Source organism: Nocardioides sp. F233, assembly GCF_057813895.1.
Map to the genome: position 1 here is coordinate 1,059,811 of NZ_JBVASH010000001.1, position 20,858 is coordinate 1,080,668.

Genomic DNA, 20,858 nt, shown 5'->3' on the forward strand with positions numbered 1-20,858 from the left:
CCCACGACCTTCGTCGGGGCCAGCCTGGATCAGCCGGTTCAGCGCGCGGTCGCGCTGACCTTCGCGGTCGAGTCCTTCTTGCCGGCGTTGGCGAAGGTGATCTCGATCCACTGCACCTTCTTGCCGAACTGGTAGCGCTTGGTCTTGTCGCCCTTGCGGTTGATCCTGACCAGCTTGGTGACCGGCGCCTGGCCCTTCTTCTTGATGGTGACCAGGACGTAGCCGCCCTTCGTGCGCTTCGGGCCGTCCACGTGGACGCGCAGGTGGGCCTTGCCGCGGAACTTCGACTTGAAGCGGATGGTCCGCGAGGCGAGGTGCTTGAGCTCGACCGAGTCGGAGACCGACCGGCGCGCGGGCGACAGCTTCACGCCGCGCCACAGCTTGGCCCGCGGATAGGCGCCGCCCTCGGAGTAGTTCAGGGCCGGGCGCCGGTTGGCCTCGGCGAACCGCCCGAACTGGGTGCGCAGGTCGGTGCCGCGCGCGGCGAGGGCGGCGCTGATCGCCTGCCGCGAGGTGGCCGACCCGGCAGCCAGGTCCCAGATGTCTCGCACGATGACGGGCATGCCGCCGGAGTCCGCAGGGAAGTGCTCGCTGAGGTACCTGAAGAAGATCCACGCGCCGTACGGGGCCAGGCCCCTGCGGTGGTCCAGCGGCTGCGCGGGCTGACCGAGCGGACCGCCCTTGAGGTACTGGCGGTTGTCGTTGATGTCCGGGTAGACCTCGTCCTCGGCCCAGGTCGCGGTCGCCTCGAGCAGCCAGCTGTCCTCGTTGACGTCGTAGGCGAACTGCACCGCGTGGAAGTACTCGTGGGCCGCGGTCACCTGCAGGTTGCCCAGCGGGCCGGGCACCGCGCCGAACTCGGCGTAGTCGTTGTCGAGGACGCAGTACGCCGCGGCGGTCACGTGGCCCGCGACCCGCTGGTCGGTCGTGCAGTAGCCGTAGAGGCCGCGCTTGCCGAGGTCGGCGAGGTAGACGTCGAACTCGTTGCCGTCGCTGACCGGCGTCCGGTAGCCCGCGGCGACGTACCGGTTGGCGACGTTCTTCATCACGTCGAGCACGATGGCCGGGTAGTTGACCGGCGCGAGCGGAGGTGCGTCCGATCCGGTGCTGGGCGAGTAGGCGCCCTGGACGTAGTGCACGCAGATCCCGCTGCCGCACAGCGGCGCCGCCTCGGGCGCGGTGTAGCAGGGCAGACCCGATCCCGGCGTGCACTCGATGCCGCCGGAGCCCGGGGGCGGGCGGTAGCCGGTGCCGGGCCGCGCGAGCAGCTGCGCCGCGTCGTCCTGCAGGTTGGTCGGCAGGTCGTCGCGGGTGAGCGCGAGGTCGCGCAGCGCCATGGTCAGGTCGGCACCGGTCGTGGTGTCGGTCGGCGCGGCGCTCGGAGCCGTGTCGACGATGTCCTGCACGGTCTCGAGGGCCTGCTCCGCGGTCGCCTGGGCGACAGTGTCGTCGATGTCGACGGGGACCGCGGTGCCGGCCGGTGCGGCCGGATAGGTGTCGTCCGCCCCGGCGACGCCGCCGAGGACGGACACCGTCAGCAAGGCAGCGAGGAGCGTGGACAGCAGCCCGATGAGGGGGAAGTGGCTGCGACGAGGCATCAGGACCGGCCTTTGGTATGGCGACAGGACAAGCAGACCCTATGTCACCGGCCGGTCAGGCAAACCTCACACCCGCCGCAGCACCGCCGTCACCTTGCCGAGGATGGTCGCGTTGGTGCCGTCGATCGGTTCGAACGCCGGGTTGTGGGGGAGCAGCCAGACCTTGCCGTCCTTGCGCTGGAAGGTCTTGACCGTCGCCTCGCCGTCGATCATCGCCGCGACGATCTCGCCGTTCTCGGCGGTCGGCTGCTGCCGGATCACGACGTAGTCGCCGTTGCAGATCGCGGCCTCGATCATCGACTCGCCGCTGACCTCGAGCAGGAACAGCTGGCCGTCGCCGACGAGCTGGCGCGGCAGCGGGAAGACGTCCTCGATCCGCTCCTCGGCGAGGATCGGGCCACCGGCCGCGATCCGGCCGACGACCGGCACGTTGGCGGGTGCCGGTGCGGCGTCGCCGATCCCGGTCTCGTCGTACGTCGTCTCCTCGGCACTCCCCATCGCCCGGCGCGCCGCCATCACCTCGGGCAGGAACACCTCGAGGGCGCGCGGCCGGTTGGGGTCGCGCTTGAGGAAGCCCTTCTCCTCGAGGGTGCGCAGCTGGTGGGCGACGCTGGAGGTGCTGGTGAGGCCGACCGCCTGGCCGATCTCGCGCATGCTCGGCGGGTAGCCCCGCTTCTCGATGCTGTCCTTGATGTGGGCCAGGACCCGCTGCTGGCGCGGGGTCAGGCCGGTCGCGTCGGCCGGTCCGTCGGGCAGCTCGGTGACACTGCTCGCCTTGCGGTCGCCCTTGCGCTCCGTGCCCTTGCGCTCAGTCATCGATCGCCCTCCAGATCAGCTCGGGTGGTGTGGTCCGGATCGACCGGGCCCGTGTGACGACGCTAACCGAACCTGGCCACCTGTTTCAAACATCTGTTCGAACCGCGTGTCGCGACACGCCGGTCGAACGAACTTTCGAACGGTGCTGGAAATCTTCGAACACCTGATCTAATCTCGTACACATGTTCGATCGAACGCCTGATCGAACACCTTCCGTCGGACCCCCTGGATACAACAGGTCCCGTCCACTTCCCCCGGAGGTTTCCATGAGCACCATCACCGTCGCGCCCCGCGTCACCGCTGTCCGCCGTACGTCGACTGCCCGCCCCGTTGCGGCCCGTCCCAGCGCCCGGGGCCAGGTCCGGCTGACCCGGCGCGGCCGCGCGGTCGTCTTCCTGCTGGCCCTGGCCGCCGTCGCCCTCGCGGCGATCTGGCTGGCCGCCGCCTCGGCCGCGACGCGCGAGGACGGCGGTGCGCCGCAGGTCCAGCTGGTGACGGTCGGCCCCGGTGACACGCTGTGGGACATCGCGAGCGACGCTGCCGCGACCTCGGGCGACGACGTGCGCGACATGATGCAGACCATCCAGCAGCTCAACACGCTCGACGGCAGCATGGTCTACGTCGGCCAGGAGCTGCGGGTTCCGACGCACTAGTCGCACCAGATGACTTCTTCGCTGCCTCGACCCCAGCGGAGATCGGGCCTGTACTGGCCTGGGGAAGACGAAGGGCGGGATCCGACCGAACCGGATCCCGCCCTTCGCGCGTCGTCGGGGCTGCGAGCTCAGCGAGCCGCGCGCTTGCCGCCCTTGGGGGCGGCCGGGTCCTTCTTGGGGCGGGGCTCGTGGTGGTGCGAGCTCATGCCCAGGGCGCGGGAGAGGCGGATGGCCAGCATGAAGGTGAGGAAGAGGCAGAGCATGGCGCCCAGCGAGGCGACGGCCATGAAGGCCCAGGCGCTGCCCTTGCCGTCGTGGCGTGCGGTCGCGCCGAAGTCGATGGCGGCGACGACGAGGTACCCCCAGGCCACGATGGACGCGGTCCCGCCGGCGGCGCTCAGCAGGAGGGCGGGCCGGAATTTCGCCTTCGCCCGATCGCCAGCCCGCTTGCCACCCGTCACGGCGGTCATTGTTCCTGATGGGTGGGTGGAATGCTCAGCCAACGCGCCCTCCACTGCTTCCGGGCGGCGTCGGCGGCCCGTCGTACCGCGGCGAAACGCCGGTCGGGGAGGGGTCGCGAAGCCGCCTTTGTGGCGGTGACCTGCGCAAACTCCGCCCGAGCCGGACCCCGGTCGAACTCGTCGTGACCCGCGCTTGCATCACTGGTGGCCGGGGCGTACGGTTACCACTACATCTAGTAGTTACAACGATGTAGTTCTCCACATCTAGTCCACAGGGCGACCCTCCGTCACCCACAGGACCGGAGCGGAAACCCACAGTTCGCCCCACCTTTTCCACAGGCGGGGGAGTTGTCCACAGGTCGTAGCCTCGAGAGGAGGGGACCCATGCACTGTCCGTACTGCAAGCACCATGACACCAAGGTCCTCGACTCCCGCGTCTCCGACGACGGCTGCTCGATCCGGCGCCGCCGGGTCTGCCAGGCGCCGAGCTGTGAGAAGCGGTTCACGACCGTCGAGGCCATGCAGCTGACCGTGCTCAAGCGCTCCGGCGCGACCGAGCCGTTCACCCGCGAGAAGGCCGTCGCCGGCGTCCGCAAGGCCTGCAAGGGTCGCCCGGTGGACGAGGACGACCTGGCCCGGCTGGGTCAGGAGGTCGAGGACCAGCTCCGGCTGGCCGGCAGCCCCGAGATCGCCGCCCACGAGGTGGGCCTGGCGATCCTGCCGCCGCTGCGTCGTCTCGACGAGGTCGCCTACCTCCGCTTCGCCTCCGTCTACCGCGGCTTCGACTCGGCCGCCGACTTCGAGAACGAGATCTCCCTGATGCGGGCCGAGCGCCAGCTGCTGTCCGAGGGAGCCCAGCCCGCCTCGACGGGCTGACCACAGACGCCCGGCAGGTAGTGGGGAAGCTGCCTGCCGGGCCACCTTCCCCTTTCCCCATTCGCACCGCCCCGTTTGTGCAGGAGCCGCGCTGCTCCTGCTGTCCGCCGACGCCCCGCCGAAACCGCCGACAGAGGAGACCAGGAGAGCCATGACCGAGACGGCCCGCAGCCAGACGCCCAGCGAGACGGCCCGCTACACCAAGAAGGGACTGAAGATCCAGCGGATCTTCAGCACCGAGGGTGTGCACCCGTACGACGAGATCACCTGGGAGCGGCGCGACGTCGTCCAGACCAACTGGAAGACCGGCGAGACCGTCTTCGAGCAGCTCGGTGTCGAGTTCCCCGACTTCTGGTCGCTCAACGCCTCCACCATCGTCACCACCAAGTACTTCCGCGGCGCCGTCGGCACGCCGGAGCGGGAGCGCGGTCTCAAGCAGCTGATCGACCGGGTCGTGTCGACGTACGTCAAGGCGGGTCGGGAGCACGGCTACTTCGCGAGCGCGGCGGACGCGGACGTCTTCGAGCACGAGCTGACCTGGCTGCTGGCCAACCAGTACTTCTCCTTCAACTCCCCGGTCTGGTTCAACGTCGGCACGACCGCTCCCCAGCAGGTCTCCGCGTGCTTCATCCTCTCGGTGGACGACTCGATGGACTCGATCCTCAACTGGTACAAGGAGGAGGGCTTCATCTTCAAGGGCGGCTCCGGTGCCGGTCTGAACCTCTCCCGGATCCGCTCCTCCAAGGAGCTCCTCAGCAGCGGCGGCACCGCGTCCGGCCCGGTCTCCTTCATGCGTGGCGCCGACGCCTCGGCCGGCACCATCAAGTCGGGCGGCGCGACGCGTCGTGCGGCCAAGATGGTCGTCCTCGACGTCGACCACCCCGACATCGAGGAGTTCGTCGAGACCAAGTGGCGCGAGGAGGACAAGATCCGCGCCCTGCGTGACGCCGGCTACGACATGGACCTCGGCGGCAAGGACATCACCTCGGTCCAGTACCAGAACGCCAACAACTCGGTCCGCGTCAACGACGAGTTCATGCGCGCCGTCGAGAACGGTGGCGAGTTCGGCCTGCGCTCGCGGATGACCGGCGAGGTCATCGAGACCGTCGACGCCCGCAGCCTGTTCCGCAAGATCAGCGAGGCCGCCTGGGCCTGCGCCGACCCGGGCCTGCAGTACGACGACACGATCAACGACTGGCACACCAACCCCGAGACCGGCCGGATCACCGCGTCCAACCCGTGCTCGGAGTACATGTCGCTCGACAACTCCTCGTGCAACCTCGCCTCGCTCAACCTGCTCAAGTTCCTGCGCGAGGACGACACCTTCGACGCCCCGATGTTCGCCAAGGCCGTCGAGCTGATCATCACCGCGATGGACATCTCGATCTGCTTCGCCGACTTCCCGACCGAGCCGATCGGCCAGACCACCCGCGACTACCGCCAGCTCGGCATCGGGTACGCCAACCTCGGTGCCCTCCTCATGGCGATGGGCCTCGGCTACGACTCCGAGGGCGGTCGCGCGATGGCGGCCACGGTGACGTCGCTGATGACCGGTACGTCGTACCGCCGCTCGGCCGAGCTCGCCGCGATCGTCGGCCCCTACAACGGCTACGCCCGCAACTCCGAGGCCCACCAGCGCGTGATGCGCAAGCACCAGGCCGCCAACGACGACGTGCGCACCCTGCACATCGCCGACGCCGAGGTCCACAAGCTGGCCACCGAGGAGTGGGCGAAGGTCGTCGACCTCGGCAAGTCCAACGGCTTCCGCAACGCGCAGGCCTCGGTCCTCGCGCCCACCGGCACCATCGGCTTCATGATGGACTGCGACACCACCGGCATCGAGCCCGACTTCTCCCTGGTGAAGTTCAAGAAGCTCGTCGGCGGCGGCTCGCTGCAGATCGTCAACCAGACCATCCCGCGTGCGCTGAAGAAGCTCGGCTACGACGAGGAGAAGATCGAGGCGATCGTCGCCTACATCGGCGAGCACGGCCACGTCGTCGACGCCCCCGGCCTCAAGCCGGAGCACTACGAGGTCTTCGACACCGCGATGGGTGAGCGCTCGCTCAAGCCCATGGGCCACGTCCTGATGATGGCCGCCTGCCAGCCGTTCCTCTCCGGCGCCATCTCCAAGACGGTCAACCTGCCCGAGTCGGCCTCCATCGAGGACATCGAGCAGATCTACCTCGAGTCCTGGAAGCTCGGCCTCAAGGCCACCGCGATCTACCGCGACAACTGCAAGGTCGGCCAGCCCCTGGCCGACGGTGGCGGCAAGGCCAAGAAGGACGCCGCCGCTGCCGACGCCGCGGAGACCAAGGTCGTGGAGAAGGTCGTCGAGAAGGTCGTCTACGCCCCGACCCGCAAGCGCCTCCCGAAGTCCCGCCAGGCCCGCACCACCTCCTTCTCGGTGGCCGGCGCCGAGGGCTACATGACCTCGGGTGCCCACGACGACAACGAGCTCGGCGAGATCTTCCTCAAGCTCGGCAAGCAGGGCTCGACCCTCGCCGGCGTGATGGACGCCTTCTCGATCGCCGTCTCGATCGGCCTCCAGTACGGCGTCCCGCTCGAGACCTACGTCTCGAAGTTCACCAACCTGCGCTTCGAGCCCGCCGGCCTCACCGACGACCCCGACGTCCGCATGGCCCAGTCGATCATGGACTACGTCTTCCGCCGCCTGGCGCTCGACTACCTGTCCTTCGACGAGCGCTCCGCCCTCGGCATCTACTCCGCCGACGAGCGCCAGCGCCACCTCGAGACCGGCTCCTACGAGCCCGTCGAGGAGACCGGCAACGCCTCCGAGCTCGTCGAGACCGCCCCCGCCGCCAAGACCGCCCCGGTCGAGGCCGAGGTCATCGAGGTCACCGACGAGGACCCCCTCGCCGGCGCCCCCGAGGTCAAGGTCGCCAAGACCACCGCCGAGCTCCTCGAGCAGATCACCGGCCACGCCGTCGACTCGCCGCTGTGCATGACGTGCGGCACGAAGATGCGCCCGGCTGGGTCCTGCTACGTGTGTGAGGGTTGCGGCAGCACCTCGGGCTGCAGCTGACCAGAGGTCGTCGAGTAGCCCGAGCCGCTAGGCGAGGGCGTATCGAGACGCAGGCGACGTACGACGGCCCGGTTCCACTTCGGAGGAGCCGGGCCGTCTGCGTTGCGTCGAAGCTCTGGTCTCAGCTCCTGGCGCTGGGGTCTGAGTCGTCAGTGGCTGATCGTGATGCCGCGGGCGGCGAAGGCGGCCTCGATGACGCCCGCAGCAGCGGCGCCGTCACGGGTGAGCGCCTTGTCGTAGATCGCGGTCGCGGCGGCGTCGAAGGACGTGTCCGGCGCGAAGTCGAACTGGGCGTCGATGACGGTGGTGTCGAAGTCGCGCGAGGTCAGCCCGAGCGACTCGTATCCCGCCCGGGCGTCCCAGAGCGCGCCGCTCCAGATCTGGCCGTCGAAGTGCACCTCGCCCTTGCGGTCGGCGACGGTCAGGTCGGTGTCGAGGCGGCGCAGGCAGTGCACTGGACCGGCGGTGTAGGAGGTGGAGTCCCAGTCCATGACGCAGGCTTCGGGGGCCGCCACGGGCCAGTTGTACTCCGCGGCTGCGTCCAGGCCGACCGACACGGCGAGGTAGTCGCCCCACGCCTCGCCGATCGACCCGGCGTCCAGGGAGGTGCCGTAGCCCGGCACCTGCGAGGCGTGCACAGCGTGGCCGTACTCGTGCACGATCACCTCGGCGTCCTCGGCGTCGTCCACCCCGCCCTTGCCCAGGCGAACCCGGTACGGCTTGTCGGTCTGGTAGCTGTTGTCGCCGCCGTACTGGTCGATCTTGACGCTGAACGACTGCTTGACGACCGGGCGCAGCGTGGAGCCGAAGCCGAGCGACTGGATGTACTCCTGCGCCTGGTTCACCCAGAAGTACGCCATGACCTGCTCGAACTGGTCGTCCTTGCGGTTGTAGTCGAAGACGCCGTTCGCCGAGTACGCCGGCGTGCCGGTCGCCGACTCGACGGTGACCCACCTGCCGCGCAGGTACCCGGAGCCGTCCAGGTTCCGCAGCGGGACGGTTGCGTACTCGCTGCCCGGCACGGCGCTGGCCGAGTCCTTGGCGTCGACGAGCGACTCGTCACCACTGGACTGCACCGGGTTGACCTTGAACACCAGGCCGGTGCCGGTGGTCACCCCCGGTGCGGGCTTCGCGCCGGCGGGGGCGGCCATGGCTGCGAGCGGAAGGATGACGGCGAGAGTGGCGATGGCCGGGCGAAGCTTCACGTTCGGGACACTAACGCTGGAGGAAGTATGTGGAAAGGGCCTTGATTCTGATTCGAACACGTGTTCTAATCATCGGTAGGTCGGAGCAATACCCCTCGTGTGGCTGATGGTTCCGATCCGGCTCGGCGCTGTGTGCGACGGGTCGCCTCCCTCACAGGCGTCTGCCCACGAGACGTGAGGACCCGTTGTCATGTTGCCGGGTCCGCGCGCCCGGAGGAAGGTTCTCCGATGTCTGTCGCCATGCACGCTCCGTGCCACCCGATGGTGGCGTGCGCTGCGCGTGTGCGCGAGGTGTTGGCGGACGTCACCGACGTCCAGCCGGTGTTCATGTCGGTTGCGGAGAAGGAGCAGGCGCTGGTCGATCTTGCGCGGGCCGAGGCCCAGCTCGCGGAGCTGAAGGCGCGGGTGCTCGCCGCCTCCGACGACGTCGCGGACGAGCGCGGGGCGCGGGACGTGGCGGCGTGGCTGGCCCATGCCACGCAGGCCGATCCCCGCGCTGCGCGGGCGGATCTACACCTGGCGCAGGCGTTGGAGCTGCGGCCGATGGTGGCGGCGGGGATGCGGGCTGGGGTGGTCTCGGCGGCGCAGGCGCGGGTCATCGTCGAGGCGGTCGAGGAGCTGCCGGCCGACCTCGGGCCCGAGTTGGCGGTCGAGGCGGAGCAGACGTTGGTGGGGTACGCCGCCGCGCATCCGCCGCGGGAGCTGAAGCGGTTGGGGCGACGGATCCTGGAGGTCGTGGCGCCCGAGGTCGCCGAGGCCGAGGAGGGGCGTCGGCTGGAGGACGAGGAGCGGCGGGCGTACGAGAAGGCGTCCTTGCGGTTCCGTGACCTCGGGGACGGGCGGACCCGGATCGCGGGGGTGTTGCCGACGTCGGTCGCGGAGCGGCTCAAGCGCTACCTGCAGGCGTTCACCTCGCCCCGGCAGCGGGAGAACAACACCGCTCCGAGCGAGTGGGCGCCGCAACACCGCGCCTACGCCCACGCGTTCGCGGCACTGCTGGAGCTGCTCGACCCGAACGGCCTGCCGGAGCATGGCGGCGATGCCACGACGGTGATCGTGACGATCGGAGTCGCCCAGCTCTGCAGCGATCTCGCGGCCGCAGGGCTGATCGCGGGCGACGGGACGGACGTGATCTCGGCGGGCGAGGCGCGGCGACTCGCCTGCCAGGCGCAGATCATCCCGGCGGTGTTGGGCGGGAAGGGCGAAGTGCTGGACCTCGGACGACGGATGCGGCTGTTCTCTAAGGCCCAGCGTCGAGCGTTGCGACTGCGTGACCAGCGGTGCCGCGCCGAGGGATGCACGATCCCGGCTGCGTGGACCGAGGCGCACCACCTGCGCCCGTGGTCCGCGGGCGGGCCCACCGACCTGGCGAACGCGATCAGCCTGTGCAGTCATCACCATCACCGCATCCACGACCGTGCCTACCGCGCCGAGCGGCTGGCCAACGGCGACGTCCGCTTCGCACGGCGGACGTGAGCATTCGTCCCGTGACTGGTTGCTGGCAGACTCGGCGGCATGCACGACGACTTCGTCATCGCGCGCAACCCCGAGCCGGATTCAACGCTGCCCTACCTACTGCGGATCCCGCTCGGCGACGGCATCCTGCTCAAGGCGAAGGACACCTGGCCGCGTACGGCCAAGATCTACTGTCACCGGTTCTACGACAGCTGGCCCGATGACGCTGAGGTGGTCGAACGGGTCCCCGTCCGCTCCTGCGTACGACGTGGCGCCGCGATCGACCTCGTCCTCGATCGCGGACGTGAGAACCGGTCTCAGTTCGTCGTCACGACGATCCGGGGCGGTCGCCAGGCGGTGTTCTGGCAGACGGCCCGGACGACCAAACAGGCCCGGCCGCGGGTCGCCGTCTCGGCTGCTCGCGCCCAGGGCCTCCGCGACCTGCTCGTCGTCGTGGACAGCGCGGAACGCTACGCGTGGACCTTTGCCGAGCAGCAGGTGACCACGAAGCGACAGGGCCTTACTGCAGGTGACTACGGCGTTCTCGGCAGGCGCGGCGAGCTCATCGCATCGGTGGAACGCAAGAGCCCGCAGGATCTCGTGAGCTCGATGACCACCGGCAAGCTGAAGTACCAGCTGACCGAGCTCGCATCCCTGCCGCGCGCAGCCGTGGTCATCGAGGCGAGCTACGGCAAGCTCCTCCAGCACGACCACGTCCGGACGGCGGTCATCGCCGACGGTCTCGCCGAGACCCAGGTCGCGTTCCCGTCCGTGCCGATCGTCTTCTGCGACAACCGCAAGCTCGCCCAGGAGTGGACCTACCGATTCCTCGCCAGCGCCGCGGTCGCTGCCGAGGCCGAGGAACTCGGCGCGGCGGCCGTGGCGGACCTGGCTCCGAACGCCCCGCTGACGCCTCTTCGCGAGGTCCAGCCGACCGCGGCCGAGCTGCGCGCCTGGGCGCTGGAGCAGGGCTACGAGATCTCACCCAAGGGACGTATCCCGGTGGAGATCCGCGCTGCCTGGGCTGCCACCAGCTCGACCGCAGGCACGTCCGCGGGAGCCCAGTCGAGCTCGTCGAGCTGATCGGGGAGCAGCCACCGGACGGCCGTGTGCTCGACGGGGGCCGGCGTACCCGACACCACTCGGCACCAGTACGTCGACAGCACCACCACGACCGACGACCCGACGTGCCGCGTGGTGGTGACCGGGGCGCCGACCTCGACGACGCAGCCGAGCTCCTCGTGGATCTCCCGCGCCAACGCATCGACCGGAGACTCGCCCGGCTCGACCTTGCCGCCGGGGAACTCCCACAGCCCGCCGGCCTCGCCGCCGGGTCCCCGCCGGGCGCACAGGACCAGGCCGTCCCGCACGACGACGGCGCCGACGACCTCGATCTCCACGGGCCGATGGTCGCAGGTCGGTGGTAGCAATGGGCGCATGGTCTCCCTGAAGTACGCGGTGGTGGAGCGCGAGCGACGGTTCCTCGTGGCGGCGGTGCCGGACGGCGTGAGCGAGGTGTGGGAGATCGAGGACCGGTACGTCGACGGGTCGCGGCTGCGGTTGCGGGAGGTGCGGAAGCCGGACGGGTCGGTGCAGCGCAAGCTCGGGCACAAGGTGCGCGTCGGCGACGGGCCGGGCGAGGTGGCGTGCACCTCGCTCTACCTCGACGACAGCGAATGGGCGCTGCTGACCACCCGGCTTCCGGCGACAAGGCTGCGCAAGCGGCGGCACCACGTGCACCGCGACGGGATGCACGTGGTGGTCGACGAGCTCGAGGACGGGACGTTGCTGGCGGAGATCGACGACGGTGACGGCGAGCCGGCCGACCTGCCGGCTTGGCTGGACGTGATTGCGGACGTGAGTGACGACGAAGCCTGGACGGGTGTGGCCCTGGCGTCCGGCACCACGCCGACGTCCTGACGGGGCACGCCGCACGTGCTCGATGACGCGGAACGCCGGTCGTAGGGGCAGACTCCGGCTTGTGGCCCTCAACACCGTGCAGACCCTCGCCCGCCAGACCGAGCAGATCCTCGTCGCCATCGCGTGCGAGACGGTCGACCCGATCACCTACGGCGAGCTCGCCGAGCGGCTGCGGGGCGAGGGCGAGCGCCTCATTCCTGCGCGCCAGCTCGGGAAGGTGGTGGCCGAGCTGCGGGATCGGCGGGGCACGCGGTCGTGGACGCCCTTCCTCGCCGCGTGGGTGGTGAACGCCGAGACGGGCGACCCGGGCGAGGGGTACTTCGTGACCGGGCTCGGCGACGCCGCCGCGGTCCGTGCGAAGACCCACGAGCGGCTGGTCAACGGCATCTACGACGCGGGCCTGCCCGCCTGACCTCGGACCGCCTCGTGCCGCCCCGTCACCAGGCCGACGTCGTACGGCGGGCCCGGGCCCTCCTCGACCGGACGATCACCGGCCACGGCGTGACCGTGCGGATCACCGAGGTCGAGGCGTACGGCGGCCGCGAGGACCCGGCATCGCACGCATTCACGCGGACGCCCCGCTCGGAGATCATGTACGGGCCGGCGTACCGGCTCTACGTCTACCGGTCCTACGGGATCCACCTCTGCGCCAACGTCGTCACCGGACCCAGCGAGATCGGCGCGGCCGTGCTGCTGCGGGCCGGGGAGGTCGTCGACGGGCACGAGCTGGCGCGCTTCCGGCGCGGGGAGACGCCGCCCGAACGGGACGTGAACCTCGCCCGGGGACCGGGGAATCTCGCGCAGGCACTGGGGATCACGCTCGACGACCTCGGCACCGACCTGCTCGCCGACCAGGCAGGGGACCAGGGCTTCACCGGCGTCCGCCTCGGCCCCGAGACCCGATCCCGCAGGAAAGCAGGTAGCGGTCCCCGCGTGGGTGTGTCCAAGGCTGCCGACGTGCCGTGGCGGTTCTGGCTGGAGGGCGACCCGACCGTCTCGGCGTACAAGCGAAGCCCGAGAGCCCCGAGACCACCGGAGAATTGAGGGACCCGACCGGCCACGCACACGGGACGTGACCGGCCGGGCCGATCGTGGGGACGGGGAAGCTCAGCGCACGGCGGCGAGGAACTCCTTGGTGCGCGGGTGCTGCGGGTCGGTGATGACCTGTGCGGCGGGCCCGACCTCGACGATCTGGCCGCCGTCGAAGAAGGCCACCCGGTCCGCGACGTCGCGGGCGAAGCCGATCTCGTGGGTGACCACGATCATCGTCATGCCGGTCTCCGCGAGGTTCCGCATGACCGCGAGCACGTCGCCGACGAGCTCGGGGTCGAGCGCGGAGGTCGGCTCGTCGAACAGCATCAGGCTCGGCTGCATGCACAGCGCCCGCGCGATGGCGACCCGCTGCTGCTGGCCGCCGGACAGGCTGCGCGGGTACGACATCGCCTTCTCTGCGAGGCCGACCTGCTCGAGCAGCTTGAGGGCCCGCTCGCGGACCTCCCGCTTCGGCTGCTTGAGCACCCGGAGCGGCGCCTCCATCAGGTTGTCCAGCACGGTCATGTGCGGGAACAGGTTGAAGTGCTGGAACACCATGCCGACCTCGGTGCGCTGCCGGCAGATCTCCTTGTCGCTGAGCTCGTACAGCTTGGTGCCGCGCTGCTCGTAGCCGACGGTGGTGTCGCCGACCCAGAGCCGGCCGGCGTCGATCGCCTCGAGGTGGTTGACGCACCGCAGGAAGGTCGACTTGCCCGAGCCCGACGGCCCGATCAGGCAGAGCACCTCGCCCTGCTCGACGGTGAGGTCGATGCCCTTGAGCACCTCGAGGTTGCCGTACGACTTGCGGACGCCGCGCGCCCGGACCTTCGGCGTACCGACAGCGGTCGCGGTCATCGTGCGCTCCTCTCGACAGGTGCGTGCGTGCGGAAGAACTTCTTCAGCTGCTGCAGCGGGGTGGGCGGCAGGTTGCGGTTGCCCCGGGCGTAGCGGCGCTCGAGGTAGTACTGGCCGACACCGAGGACCGTGGTGACCGCGATGTACCAGATGCTCGCGACGATGAGCAGCGGGATGGTCTCGAAGTTCTTCGCGTAGATGATCTGCGCCGAGAACAGCAGCTCGTGCACCGCGAGGACCGACACCAGCGAGGTGGTCTTCAGCATGCCGATGACCTCGTTGCCCGTCGGCGGCACGATCACCCGCATCGCCTGGGGCAGCACGATCCGTCGCAGGGTCTGGCCGCGGGTCAGGCCGAGGGCGGAGGCCGCCTCGTTCTGCCCGTGGTCGACCGAGAGGATGCCGGCGCGGACGATCTCCGACATGTACGCCGCCTCGTTCAGCCCGAGCCCGAGCACGGCCGCGATGAACGGCGTGATCAGGGTGTTCGCGTCGAGGTGGACGCCGGGGATCCCGAAGCTGAGCACCGGGTACAGCGCCGCCAGGTTGAACCAGAACAGCAGCTGCACCAGGACCGGGGTGCCGCGGAAGAACGAGACGTAGCCGAAGGCGAAGGTCCGCACGACGGGGTTGGGGCTGAGCCGCATCACCGCGAGCAGGACCGCCAGCACGATGCCGATCACCATGCAGACCGCGGTGAGGACCAGCGTCGTCACCAGGCCGTGGAAGATCGAGACGTCACGCAGGTACAGGCTGACGACGTCCCACCCGAAGCGCGGGTTGGTGAACACGTCGGCCATCAGGTAGACGCCGAGGCCGACGAGCACGATCGCGCTGACCCAGCGCAGCGGGTGGCGGCGCGGGACGGTCGAGAGCTCGACGTACTCCTCCGTCTCCGGAGGCACGGACAGGGTGGTCATGTCAGGCCCCGGGAGTGGGGGAGAGGTTGGAGTCCGGGATGTCCCACTTGGCGGTGAGCTTGTTGACCGTGCCGTCGTCGTACAGCGACTTCACGGCGGCGCTGACGGCGTCCCGCAGGGGCGAGCCCTTGGGCAGTGCGATGCCGGTCGGACGGGCCTCGTAGATGTCGCCGGGGGCGAGCTCGAACTTCCCGCCGGACAGGGCGCCCTGGTAGGAGACGGCGGTGCTGTCGGCCATCATGCCGTCGACCCGGCCGCTGTTGAGGGCGAGGATCGCGTCGTTCTGCGACGGGAAGAGCTCGGGCTCGACGGCGGGCTTGCCGGCGTCGGTGCAGAGCTTGGCGATGTTGGGCAGCTGCTCGATCGCCTGCGTGGTGCCCTTCTGGGCGGCGATCTTGTGGCCGCACAGGACCATCGGGTCCATCGACAGGTTCTTCGGGTTGCCCGGCGTGACCGCGATGCCCGCGCCACCCTGGAGGTAGTCGACGAAGTCGACGGTCTGCTGCCGCTCCGGCGTCACCGAGAAGCTGGACTCGGCCATGTCGTAGCGACCGGCGGCCAGGCCCGGGAGGATCGAGTCGAAGCCGGCGTTGACCAGCTCGACCTCGAGGCCGAGGCGCTCGCCCACGGCGGTCGCGAACTCGGCGTCGAAGCCGATGATCGTCTTGTTGTCGTCGGCGAACATCTGGAACGGCGGGTACGACGCGTCCATCGCGACCGAGATCGTGCCCTTGCTCGCGATGTCGGCCGGCACGAGGGCGACCGCGGCCTGGTCGCTCTCGACGGCGACCTTCTCCGAGGCGTCGGGGACGTCGACCTTGCTCTTGGTGGCGGGGTCGGTGGAGGCGTTCGTGCACGCGCTGAGGCCGACGGCCAGGACGGCGGCAGCGGCAGCGCCGGTGACGAGGATCTTCATGGTGTCTCCAGTGGTGAGGGTGGTGCGGTGAGGGTGAGGTGCTGCTGAGGTGCTCAGGCCGCCACGAGCTGGCCGTCGCGGGCGACGACCCGGCCGTTCTTGATGACGAGGGATCGGGTGGGACGGGAGACGACGGCCTCGGCCGCCGTACGGGACGGGACGACGACGAGGTCGGCCGGGGCACCGGGGACCAGGCCGTAGGACTCGAGGCCGAGGAGACGGGCCGCGCCGCGGGTCGCGCAGTCGAGGGCGAGCTCGATGTCCTCGTCGCGGCGTACGCCGTTGCGGTACGCGATGTGCATCGCCCGCTCGATCATGTCGCCGTTGCCGTAGGGGCCCCACAGGTCGCGGATGCCGTCGCTGCCGGCGGCGAGGGTGACGCCGCGCTCGGCGAGCTCGAGGACCGAGGGGACCGGTACGTCGTAGACGGCGGCGGTGACCAGTCCGACGCCGGACTCGGCGAGCAGGTCGATCAGGCGCAGCCGCTCGGCGTCGGGGACGGTGCCGATCGCGTCGGCGTGGCTGAGCGCGACCTTGCCCTGCAGGCCGTAGGCGACCGTGCGCTGGGCGACCAGGCCGAACTGCCAGGCGCCGAGGCTGCCGGTGTCGTGCAGGTGGATGTCGATCGAGGCGCCGCGGCGGGCGGCGATCTCGAAGAGCGCGTCGAGCTGGCCCAGCGGGTCGTCGTCGACGCCGGCCGGGTCGATGCCGCCGAGGGTGGTGGCGCCCGCGTCGAGCGCGGCCTCGAGCAGCTCGACGGTGCCGGGGCGGCGGATCACGCCGTCCTGGGGGAAGGCGACCTGCTCGACGTCGACGAGGCCTTCGACCGCCGCGGCGGCCTTGGCGACGGACTCGATGCCGGCCACGCCGAGGCCGGGGTCGACGTCGGTGTGGGTGCGCACGCGGGTGGTGCCGAGGGTGGCCATGTGGCGCAGCAGCGCGGCGGCGTACTCCGGCGAGGGCAGCCCGAGGTCGGTACGACGCGTGCGCTCGTTCGCGATCCGGTCGACCAGGCGCGGGCCGGCGCTGTGCGGGACCCAGGGGCCGCTCCACAGCGTCTTGTCGACGTGGCAGTGGGCGTCGATCAGGCCGGGGAGCACCAGCTGGCCCTCGACGTTGACCACCTCGTCGCTCCCGGCGGCGGGCTCGGGCAGGTGGGTGCCCGAGGTGGCGATGGCGGCGATCCGCCCGTCGCGCACCACGACGTCCTGGAGGTCGGCGTGGCCGGGGATCCGGGCCTGGCGGACGAGGAGGTCGGTCATGGTGCTCCTTGGATGATGGTATGGGGTATACCAACGATGGTAGGCCGGTACGATGTGTCGAGCACCACACTGACCCAGGGGGTGGCTCCCCGGAATGCCGTCCGCGTAGGTTTTGTCTGGGATCCGAGACTGTGGAGAAGGTTCGACAGGAGTCACGATGAGTACTGCACCGGCCGCCGACACGCTCGGCTCCCGCCACCGCTCGCTGCGCGACGTCGTCACCGACGAGCTGCGCGACCGGATCGTCGAGCGCGACCTGGCCCCCGAGGAACGCCTGGTCGAGCGCGACCTCGCCGACGCCCTCGACGTCTCCCGGATCGTCGTGCGCGAGGCGATCCAGCAGCTCGCCGCCGAGGGGATGGTCACGATCGTGCCCCGCCGCGGCGCCCAGGTCGCACCGCTCGACCCGGAGTCGGCGCTCAACCTGTTCGAGGTGCGGATCGGGCTCGAGTCGATGGCTGCGGGCGCGGCCGCGACACGTCGTACCGATGCCGACCTGGTCCGCTTCGACCGCCTCATGGAGCAGGCCCAGGCGGCGACCGCCGCCGGCGACGGCAAGCTCGCGGCCCGCCTCAACATGGACTTCCACCAGGCCGTCGTCGACGCCGCCGGCAACCCGCTGCTCGGCTCGATCTTCCGCTCGATCTACGGACGCGCGCTCCAGCTGTTCCGGATCGGCCAGGACGTCGACGCCCACGGCCTGCACCACGAGCACCTCGACCTGGTCGTGGCGATCCGGGACCAGGACGTCGATCGGTCGCGCGACCTGATGGCCAGCCACATCGCGAGCTCGCAGGAGAGCACGCTCGAGCGGGTGCGTGCGCTGGAGGGCAAGGCGTGAGAGCGGTGCGGACCGGCCGTGACGGCGCACTACGCTCGCGCCCGTGACCAGTGAGCACCCGACGTACGAGAACGTCACCCTCGACCCGCAGGCCAACGTCTACTTCGACGGCGCCTGCGTCAGCCACACGTTCTACCTCGCCGACGGCACCCGGAAGTCCGCCGGCGTGATCTTCCCGGCGAGCCTGAACTTCGGCACTGCCGCGCCCGAGGTCATGGAGCTCAACGCCGGCGCGTGCCGGATCCGGCTGGCCGGCTCCGAGGAGTGGCAGGAGTACGGCGCGGGCGAGTCGTTCAGCGTGCCCGGTGACTCGTCGTTCGACATCGAGGTCACCGAGACGCTCGGGTACGTCTGCCACTACGGCTGACGCCGACCTACGGTGGATGCAACCCAGCAGCATCCACCGCACGTGTAGGGAGCATGAGACCGAAGGCCCGCGACGCCGAGTTCGAGGATTTCGTACGCCGCCGCCGCTCGCAGCTGGTCGGCACCGCCGTGGTGCTGACCGCCGGTGACCACCACCTCGCCGAGGACCTGGTCCAGGGCGTTCTGGTGCGGCTGTACCTCGCCTGGGGACGCGCGACCCGCCGCGGCGGTGTCGACGCGTACGCCCGGCGGGCGCTCGTCAACGCCTTCATCGACCACCGCCGCCGTCCGTCGGTGGCCCGGGAGACGGTGACCGACACGGTCCCGGACCGGGCCGCCGCGACGGGGTCGCTGGCCGAGGAGGCGGTCGACGCCGAGCTGCTCGCTGCGTTGAAGGCGCTGCCGGAGCGGATGCGGGCGGCCGTCGTGCTGCGCCACGTCGCCGACCTCAGCGTCGAGGACGCCGCGGACGCGCTCGGGTGCAGCCCGGGCACGGTCAAGAGCCAGACGGCTCGCGGTCTCGCCAAGCTGCGGGAGCTCCTCCCGCAGGCCGAGCCGATCCCGGCCGCCCCCTACGAAGGAGAACCGTCATGACCGACCTCCCCGAGCTCACGGACCGGCTGCACCGCCTCGGCGGCGACGCGCCCGCCCCCACCGACGACACCGTCCGCCGCGACCTGGCTCGCGGTCGCGGTGCCTCCCGGCGCCGCGCGCTGCGGGTCGGCACGGCCGGGCTCACCCTGGCCGCCGTCGCCGGCGTGGGTACGGCGATCGCCGTCAACGCCGACCGCACCCCGGCGCCCGGACCGTCGATCGCGGCCCCGAGCACCGGCACCGCCACCGACGCGACCGCCCCGGGCATCGAGGGGGGCGTCCAGCTCGTCGCCTACACCGGCGAGCAGCAGCCCGGCTTCGTCGTCGCCAAGGTGCCGGCGGGCTTCGTGCTCGAGGGCGCGACGGCGTACAACCTCAACGTCGCCCGCGCCGACGACCACAGCGGCCTCGACGTCTTCGAGGACAAGCTCGTCGTGATGCTCGAGTCGCAGTCGGTCGCCGCCGAGCCCGAGGGCGCCCCGGTGAAGGTCGGCGAGCACGACGGCTGGCTGCGTACCGTCGAGGGCGGCACCCAGATCCTGACGTACGACGACGGTGGGCGCCGCGTCGTCGTCCAGGCGTGGAAGTCGCTCGGCCTCAGCGACGAGCAGGTCGTCGAGTTCGCCGAGGGCGTCACCGTGACCGCCGAGGCGCAGGCCGGCGTCGGCTGATCCGCGGACTTGACGTGGATAGTGTTTGTCCGAGTAATCTCGGATAAACACTATCTGCGTTTGGAGGCGGGACATGAGGATCGTCATCTTCGGAGCCGGGCTGATCGGTGGCCAGCTGAGCGACCGGTTGCTCGAGCAGGGGCACGACGTCGTCGCACTCGGCCGCGAGGCCGGGATCGACACCACCACGGGCGAGGGCGTTGCGGGTGCCGTCGCGGGCGCCGACGTCGTGGTCGACCTGACCAACTCGCCGTCGTGGGCCGACGACGACGTGCTCGCGTTCTTTCGCGACTCGACCCGCCACCTCGTCGAGGCCGAGGCCGAGGCCGGCGTCGGGCACCACGTGATCTTGTCCATCGTCGGCGCCGACCGACTCACCGACTCCGGGTACATGCGGGCCAAGCTCGCCCAGGAACAGGGCGTCCTCGACGGTGCGGTTGCGTACACGATCGTCCGCTCCACGCAGTTCTTCGAGTTCGTCCCCGGCATCGCCGAGGCCGGCGCCGACGGTGACGCCGTCCGGGCCACGCCCGCGCACCTGCAGCCGATCGCCTCGGCCGACGTCGTGAGTCACCTCGCCGAGATCGTGACCGCCCCGCCGGTCAAGGGCATCGTCGAGATCGCCGGCCCCGAGCCGCTGGGCATCGACGAGCTGATCCGCCGGTGGTTCGCGGCGACGGGGGATCGTCGCACCGTCGTGTCGGACGCGACCGCCGGCTACTTCGGCGCGATCCTCGACGACGCCGCGCTGACGCCGACGCCGGGGGTGGACGCCTGGATCGCGCCGACGACGTACGACGCGTGGCTGGCCGCACGCGGCTGAGCGCGGATCCGGGTCGAGATCGACGCCAAGGCCGACACTAGGGTGGGCGCGTGAAGCTGTCGGCCGGTGTCGAGTGGGCGATCCACTGCTGCGTGGTGCTCAGCCTGGCCGACCGGCCGCTGCCCGGCGCCCGGCTCGCCGAGCTGCACGGCGTGTCGAAGACCTACCTGGCCAAGCACCTCCAGGCGCTCGCCCGGGCCGGCATCGTGCAGCCGAGCGAGGGTCGCGACGGCGGGTACGCGCTGACCCGCGATCCGGCCGGCATCACCGTGCTCGACGTGGTCCGCGCCATCGACGGCCCGGAGCCCGCCTTCCGCTGCACCGAGATCCGTCAGCAGGGCGACCTCGCGGCGCCGCCGGAGCAGTGTCGGCAGGCCTGCGGGGTCGCCCAGGTGATGGCCGAGGCGGAGCAGGCCTGGCGGACGTCGCTGTCGGGCAGGACGATCGCGGACCTCGCCGCGACGCTCGACGCTGGTGCGGTCCGTGCAGCGCTCTGACAGCGGGCCGGCGCGAGCCCGTCGATGAGAGCAGGCCCGGGTGGAGCGCCACCC

General features: G+C 70.6%; 23 protein-coding genes. 14 read left to right on the plus strand and 9 right to left on the minus strand.

The window, feature by feature from the left end; genetic code table 11:
• Positions 1–38 precede the first annotated feature (38 nt).
• Complete coding sequence (locus ACZYRU_RS05065) at positions 39–1,598, minus strand: MXAN_6640 family putative metalloprotease (protein WP_488955990.1); 1,560 nt, start codon at positions 1,596–1,598, stop codon at positions 39–41.
• A gap of 66 nt (positions 1,599–1,664) precedes the next feature.
• Positions 1,665–2,414, minus strand: a complete 750-nt coding sequence (gene lexA / locus ACZYRU_RS05070; RefSeq protein ID WP_488955991.1) for a transcriptional repressor LexA — start codon at positions 2,412–2,414, stop codon at positions 1,665–1,667.
• A 266-nt stretch (positions 2,415–2,680) separates the two neighbouring features.
• Here lexA and ACZYRU_RS05075 point away from each other — a divergent pair, with 266 nt between their 5' ends.
• Entirely contained in the window at positions 2,681–3,067 is a 387-nt protein-coding gene (locus ACZYRU_RS05075) for a LysM peptidoglycan-binding domain-containing protein (RefSeq protein WP_488955992.1), read from the plus strand.
• A gap of 128 nt (positions 3,068–3,195) precedes the next feature.
• Here the strand turns inward: ACZYRU_RS05075 and ACZYRU_RS05080 are convergent, their stop codons facing one another.
• Positions 3,196–3,537 carry a hypothetical protein gene (locus tag ACZYRU_RS05080; RefSeq protein WP_488955993.1) on the minus strand — a complete coding sequence of 114 codons (342 nt, stop codon included), beginning with the start codon at positions 3,535–3,537 and terminating at the stop codon, positions 3,196–3,198.
• A gap of 375 nt (positions 3,538–3,912) precedes the next feature.
• Between ACZYRU_RS05080 and nrdR the strand changes: the two genes are divergently transcribed.
• Positions 3,913–4,404 (plus strand): transcriptional regulator NrdR, encoded by a 492-nt coding sequence (gene nrdR / locus ACZYRU_RS05085; RefSeq protein ID WP_488955994.1) that lies wholly within the window; start codon positions 3,913–3,915, stop codon positions 4,402–4,404.
• Between the two features lie 151 nt (positions 4,405–4,555).
• Positions 4,556–7,447 (plus strand): vitamin B12-dependent ribonucleotide reductase, encoded by a 2,892-nt coding sequence (locus ACZYRU_RS05090; protein WP_488955995.1) that lies wholly within the window; start codon positions 4,556–4,558, stop codon positions 7,445–7,447.
• 149 nt (positions 7,448–7,596) lie between these two features.
• Here the strand turns inward: ACZYRU_RS05090 and ACZYRU_RS05095 are convergent, their stop codons facing one another.
• Positions 7,597–8,652, minus strand: a complete 1,056-nt coding sequence (locus tag ACZYRU_RS05095) for a M36 family metallopeptidase (RefSeq protein WP_488955996.1) — start codon at positions 8,650–8,652, stop codon at positions 7,597–7,599.
• 228 nt (positions 8,653–8,880) lie between these two features.
• Here ACZYRU_RS05095 and ACZYRU_RS05100 point away from each other — a divergent pair, with 228 nt between their 5' ends.
• Both ACZYRU_RS05100 and ACZYRU_RS05105 read left to right on the plus strand, forming a co-directional pair.
• Positions 8,881–10,128 (plus strand): HNH endonuclease signature motif containing protein, encoded by a 1,248-nt coding sequence (locus tag ACZYRU_RS05100; protein ID WP_488955997.1) that lies wholly within the window; start codon positions 8,881–8,883, stop codon positions 10,126–10,128.
• A 39-nt stretch (positions 10,129–10,167) separates the two neighbouring features.
• Complete coding sequence (locus ACZYRU_RS05105) at positions 10,168–11,190, plus strand: ERCC4 domain-containing protein (protein ID WP_488955998.1); 1,023 nt, start codon at positions 10,168–10,170, stop codon at positions 11,188–11,190.
• Here the strand turns inward: ACZYRU_RS05105 and ACZYRU_RS05110 are convergent.
• Positions 11,079–11,507 (minus strand): (deoxy)nucleoside triphosphate pyrophosphohydrolase, encoded by a 429-nt coding sequence (locus ACZYRU_RS05110; RefSeq protein WP_488955999.1) that lies wholly within the window; start codon positions 11,505–11,507, stop codon positions 11,079–11,081. The two genes, ACZYRU_RS05105 and ACZYRU_RS05110, sit on opposite strands and share 112 nt — an antisense overlap.
• A gap of 37 nt (positions 11,508–11,544) precedes the next feature.
• On the opposite strand from ACZYRU_RS05110, the gene ACZYRU_RS05115 reads away from it, so the two are divergent.
• The 3 genes from ACZYRU_RS05115 to ACZYRU_RS05125 all read left to right on the plus strand — a co-directional run bounded on the left by ACZYRU_RS05115 (position 11,545) and on the right by ACZYRU_RS05125 (position 13,071).
• Positions 11,545–12,027, plus strand: a complete 483-nt coding sequence (locus ACZYRU_RS05115; protein ID WP_488956000.1) for a CYTH domain-containing protein — start codon at positions 11,545–11,547, stop codon at positions 12,025–12,027.
• Between the two features lie 61 nt (positions 12,028–12,088).
• Positions 12,089–12,439, plus strand: a complete 351-nt coding sequence (locus tag ACZYRU_RS05120; protein ID WP_488956001.1) for a hypothetical protein — start codon at positions 12,089–12,091, stop codon at positions 12,437–12,439.
• Between the two features lie 14 nt (positions 12,440–12,453).
• Positions 12,454–13,071, plus strand: coding sequence for a DNA-3-methyladenine glycosylase (locus tag ACZYRU_RS05125; protein WP_488956002.1), 618 nt, complete (start codon positions 12,454–12,456; stop codon positions 13,069–13,071).
• Between the two features lie 63 nt (positions 13,072–13,134).
• On the opposite strand, the gene ACZYRU_RS05130 is transcribed toward ACZYRU_RS05125, so the two are convergent.
• The 4 genes from ACZYRU_RS05130 to ACZYRU_RS05145 are packed head-to-tail and all read right to left on the minus strand — an operon-like array spanning position 13,135 to position 17,012.
• Positions 13,135–13,914: an amino acid ABC transporter ATP-binding protein gene (locus tag ACZYRU_RS05130; RefSeq protein WP_488956003.1), complete on the minus strand. Its 780-nt coding sequence runs from the start codon at positions 13,912–13,914 to the stop codon at positions 13,135–13,137.
• Positions 13,911–14,834, minus strand: a complete 924-nt coding sequence (locus ACZYRU_RS05135; RefSeq protein ID WP_488956004.1) for an amino acid ABC transporter permease — start codon at positions 14,832–14,834, stop codon at positions 13,911–13,913. The genes ACZYRU_RS05130 and ACZYRU_RS05135 overlap by 4 nt, the downstream gene beginning before the upstream one ends.
• Position 14,835: 1 nt before the next feature.
• On the minus strand, positions 14,836–15,750 hold the full coding sequence (locus ACZYRU_RS05140; protein ID WP_488956005.1) for an ABC transporter substrate-binding protein: 915 nt from the start codon (positions 15,748–15,750) through the stop codon (positions 14,836–14,838).
• A gap of 53 nt (positions 15,751–15,803) precedes the next feature.
• On the minus strand, positions 15,804–17,012 hold the full coding sequence (locus tag ACZYRU_RS05145; RefSeq protein ID WP_488956006.1) for an amidohydrolase: 1,209 nt from the start codon (positions 17,010–17,012) through the stop codon (positions 15,804–15,806).
• Positions 17,013–17,169: 157 nt separating this feature from the next.
• On the opposite strand from ACZYRU_RS05145, the gene ACZYRU_RS05150 reads away from it, so the two are divergent.
• The 6 genes from ACZYRU_RS05150 (at position 17,170) to ACZYRU_RS05175 (ending at position 20,804) form a co-directional block, all read left to right on the plus strand.
• The gene (locus tag ACZYRU_RS05150) at positions 17,170–17,853 is read left to right on the plus strand and encodes a GntR family transcriptional regulator (protein ID WP_488956007.1); all 684 of its coding nucleotides are present in this window, start codon (positions 17,170–17,172) and stop codon (positions 17,851–17,853) included.
• Between the two features lie 43 nt (positions 17,854–17,896).
• Entirely contained in the window at positions 17,897–18,220 is a 324-nt protein-coding gene (ppnP, locus tag ACZYRU_RS05155; RefSeq protein WP_488956008.1) for a pyrimidine/purine nucleoside phosphorylase, read from the plus strand.
• A 53-nt stretch (positions 18,221–18,273) separates the two neighbouring features.
• Positions 18,274–18,813 carry a SigE family RNA polymerase sigma factor gene (locus ACZYRU_RS05160; protein WP_488956009.1) on the plus strand — a complete coding sequence of 180 codons (540 nt, stop codon included), beginning with the start codon at positions 18,274–18,276 and terminating at the stop codon, positions 18,811–18,813.
• Positions 18,810–19,484, plus strand: coding sequence for a hypothetical protein (locus ACZYRU_RS05165; RefSeq protein WP_488956010.1), 675 nt, complete (start codon positions 18,810–18,812; stop codon positions 19,482–19,484). The genes ACZYRU_RS05160 and ACZYRU_RS05165 overlap by 4 nt, the downstream gene beginning before the upstream one ends.
• Before the next feature lie 73 nt (positions 19,485–19,557).
• Entirely contained in the window at positions 19,558–20,307 is a 750-nt protein-coding gene (locus tag ACZYRU_RS05170) for an SDR family oxidoreductase (protein WP_488956011.1), read from the plus strand.
• 50 nt (positions 20,308–20,357) lie between these two features.
• Positions 20,358–20,804 (plus strand): RrF2 family transcriptional regulator, encoded by a 447-nt coding sequence (locus tag ACZYRU_RS05175; protein WP_488956012.1) that lies wholly within the window; start codon positions 20,358–20,360, stop codon positions 20,802–20,804.
• The last annotated feature ends 54 nt before the right edge of the window (positions 20,805–20,858 follow it).

Excerpts from the sequence above, each read along its gene's own strand:
- ACZYRU_RS05140 (WP_488956005.1), bottom strand. The coding sequence starts at position 15,750 with ATGAAGATCCTCGTCACCGGCGCTGCCGCTGCCGCCGTCCTGGCCGTC.
- ACZYRU_RS05170 (WP_488956011.1), top strand. The coding sequence starts at position 19,558 with ATGAGGATCGTCATCTTCGGAGCCGGGCTGATCGGTGGCCAGCTGAGC.
- ACZYRU_RS05075 (WP_488955992.1), top strand. The coding sequence starts at position 2,681 with ATGAGCACCATCACCGTCGCGCCCCGCGTCACCGCTGTCCGCCGTACG.
- ACZYRU_RS05150 (WP_488956007.1), top strand. The coding sequence starts at position 17,170 with ATGAGTACTGCACCGGCCGCCGACACGCTCGGCTCCCGCCACCGCTCG.
- ACZYRU_RS05130 (WP_488956003.1), bottom strand. The coding sequence starts at position 13,914 with ATGACCGCGACCGCTGTCGGTACGCCGAAGGTCCGGGCGCGCGGCGTC.
- ACZYRU_RS05165 (WP_488956010.1), top strand. The coding sequence starts at position 18,810 with ATGACCGACCTCCCCGAGCTCACGGACCGGCTGCACCGCCTCGGCGGC.
- ACZYRU_RS05115 (WP_488956000.1), top strand. The coding sequence starts at position 11,545 with ATGGTCTCCCTGAAGTACGCGGTGGTGGAGCGCGAGCGACGGTTCCTC.
- ACZYRU_RS05160 (WP_488956009.1), top strand. The coding sequence starts at position 18,274 with ATGAGACCGAAGGCCCGCGACGCCGAGTTCGAGGATTTCGTACGCCGC.
- ACZYRU_RS05145 (WP_488956006.1), bottom strand. The coding sequence starts at position 17,012 with ATGACCGACCTCCTCGTCCGCCAGGCCCGGATCCCCGGCCACGCCGAC.
- ACZYRU_RS05080 (WP_488955993.1), bottom strand. The coding sequence starts at position 3,537 with ATGACCGCCGTGACGGGTGGCAAGCGGGCTGGCGATCGGGCGAAGGCG.
- ACZYRU_RS05065 (WP_488955990.1), bottom strand. The coding sequence starts at position 1,598 with ATGCCTCGTCGCAGCCACTTCCCCCTCATCGGGCTGCTGTCCACGCTC.
- ACZYRU_RS05100 (WP_488955997.1), top strand. The coding sequence starts at position 8,881 with ATGTCTGTCGCCATGCACGCTCCGTGCCACCCGATGGTGGCGTGCGCT.
- nrdR (WP_488955994.1), top strand. The coding sequence starts at position 3,913 with ATGCACTGTCCGTACTGCAAGCACCATGACACCAAGGTCCTCGACTCC.
- ACZYRU_RS05135 (WP_488956004.1), bottom strand. The coding sequence starts at position 14,834 with ATGACCACCCTGTCCGTGCCTCCGGAGACGGAGGAGTACGTCGAGCTC.
- lexA (WP_488955991.1), bottom strand. The coding sequence starts at position 2,414 with ATGACTGAGCGCAAGGGCACGGAGCGCAAGGGCGACCGCAAGGCGAGC.
- ACZYRU_RS05090 (WP_488955995.1), top strand. The coding sequence starts at position 4,556 with ATGACCGAGACGGCCCGCAGCCAGACGCCCAGCGAGACGGCCCGCTAC.
- ACZYRU_RS05105 (WP_488955998.1), top strand. The coding sequence starts at position 10,168 with ATGCACGACGACTTCGTCATCGCGCGCAACCCCGAGCCGGATTCAACG.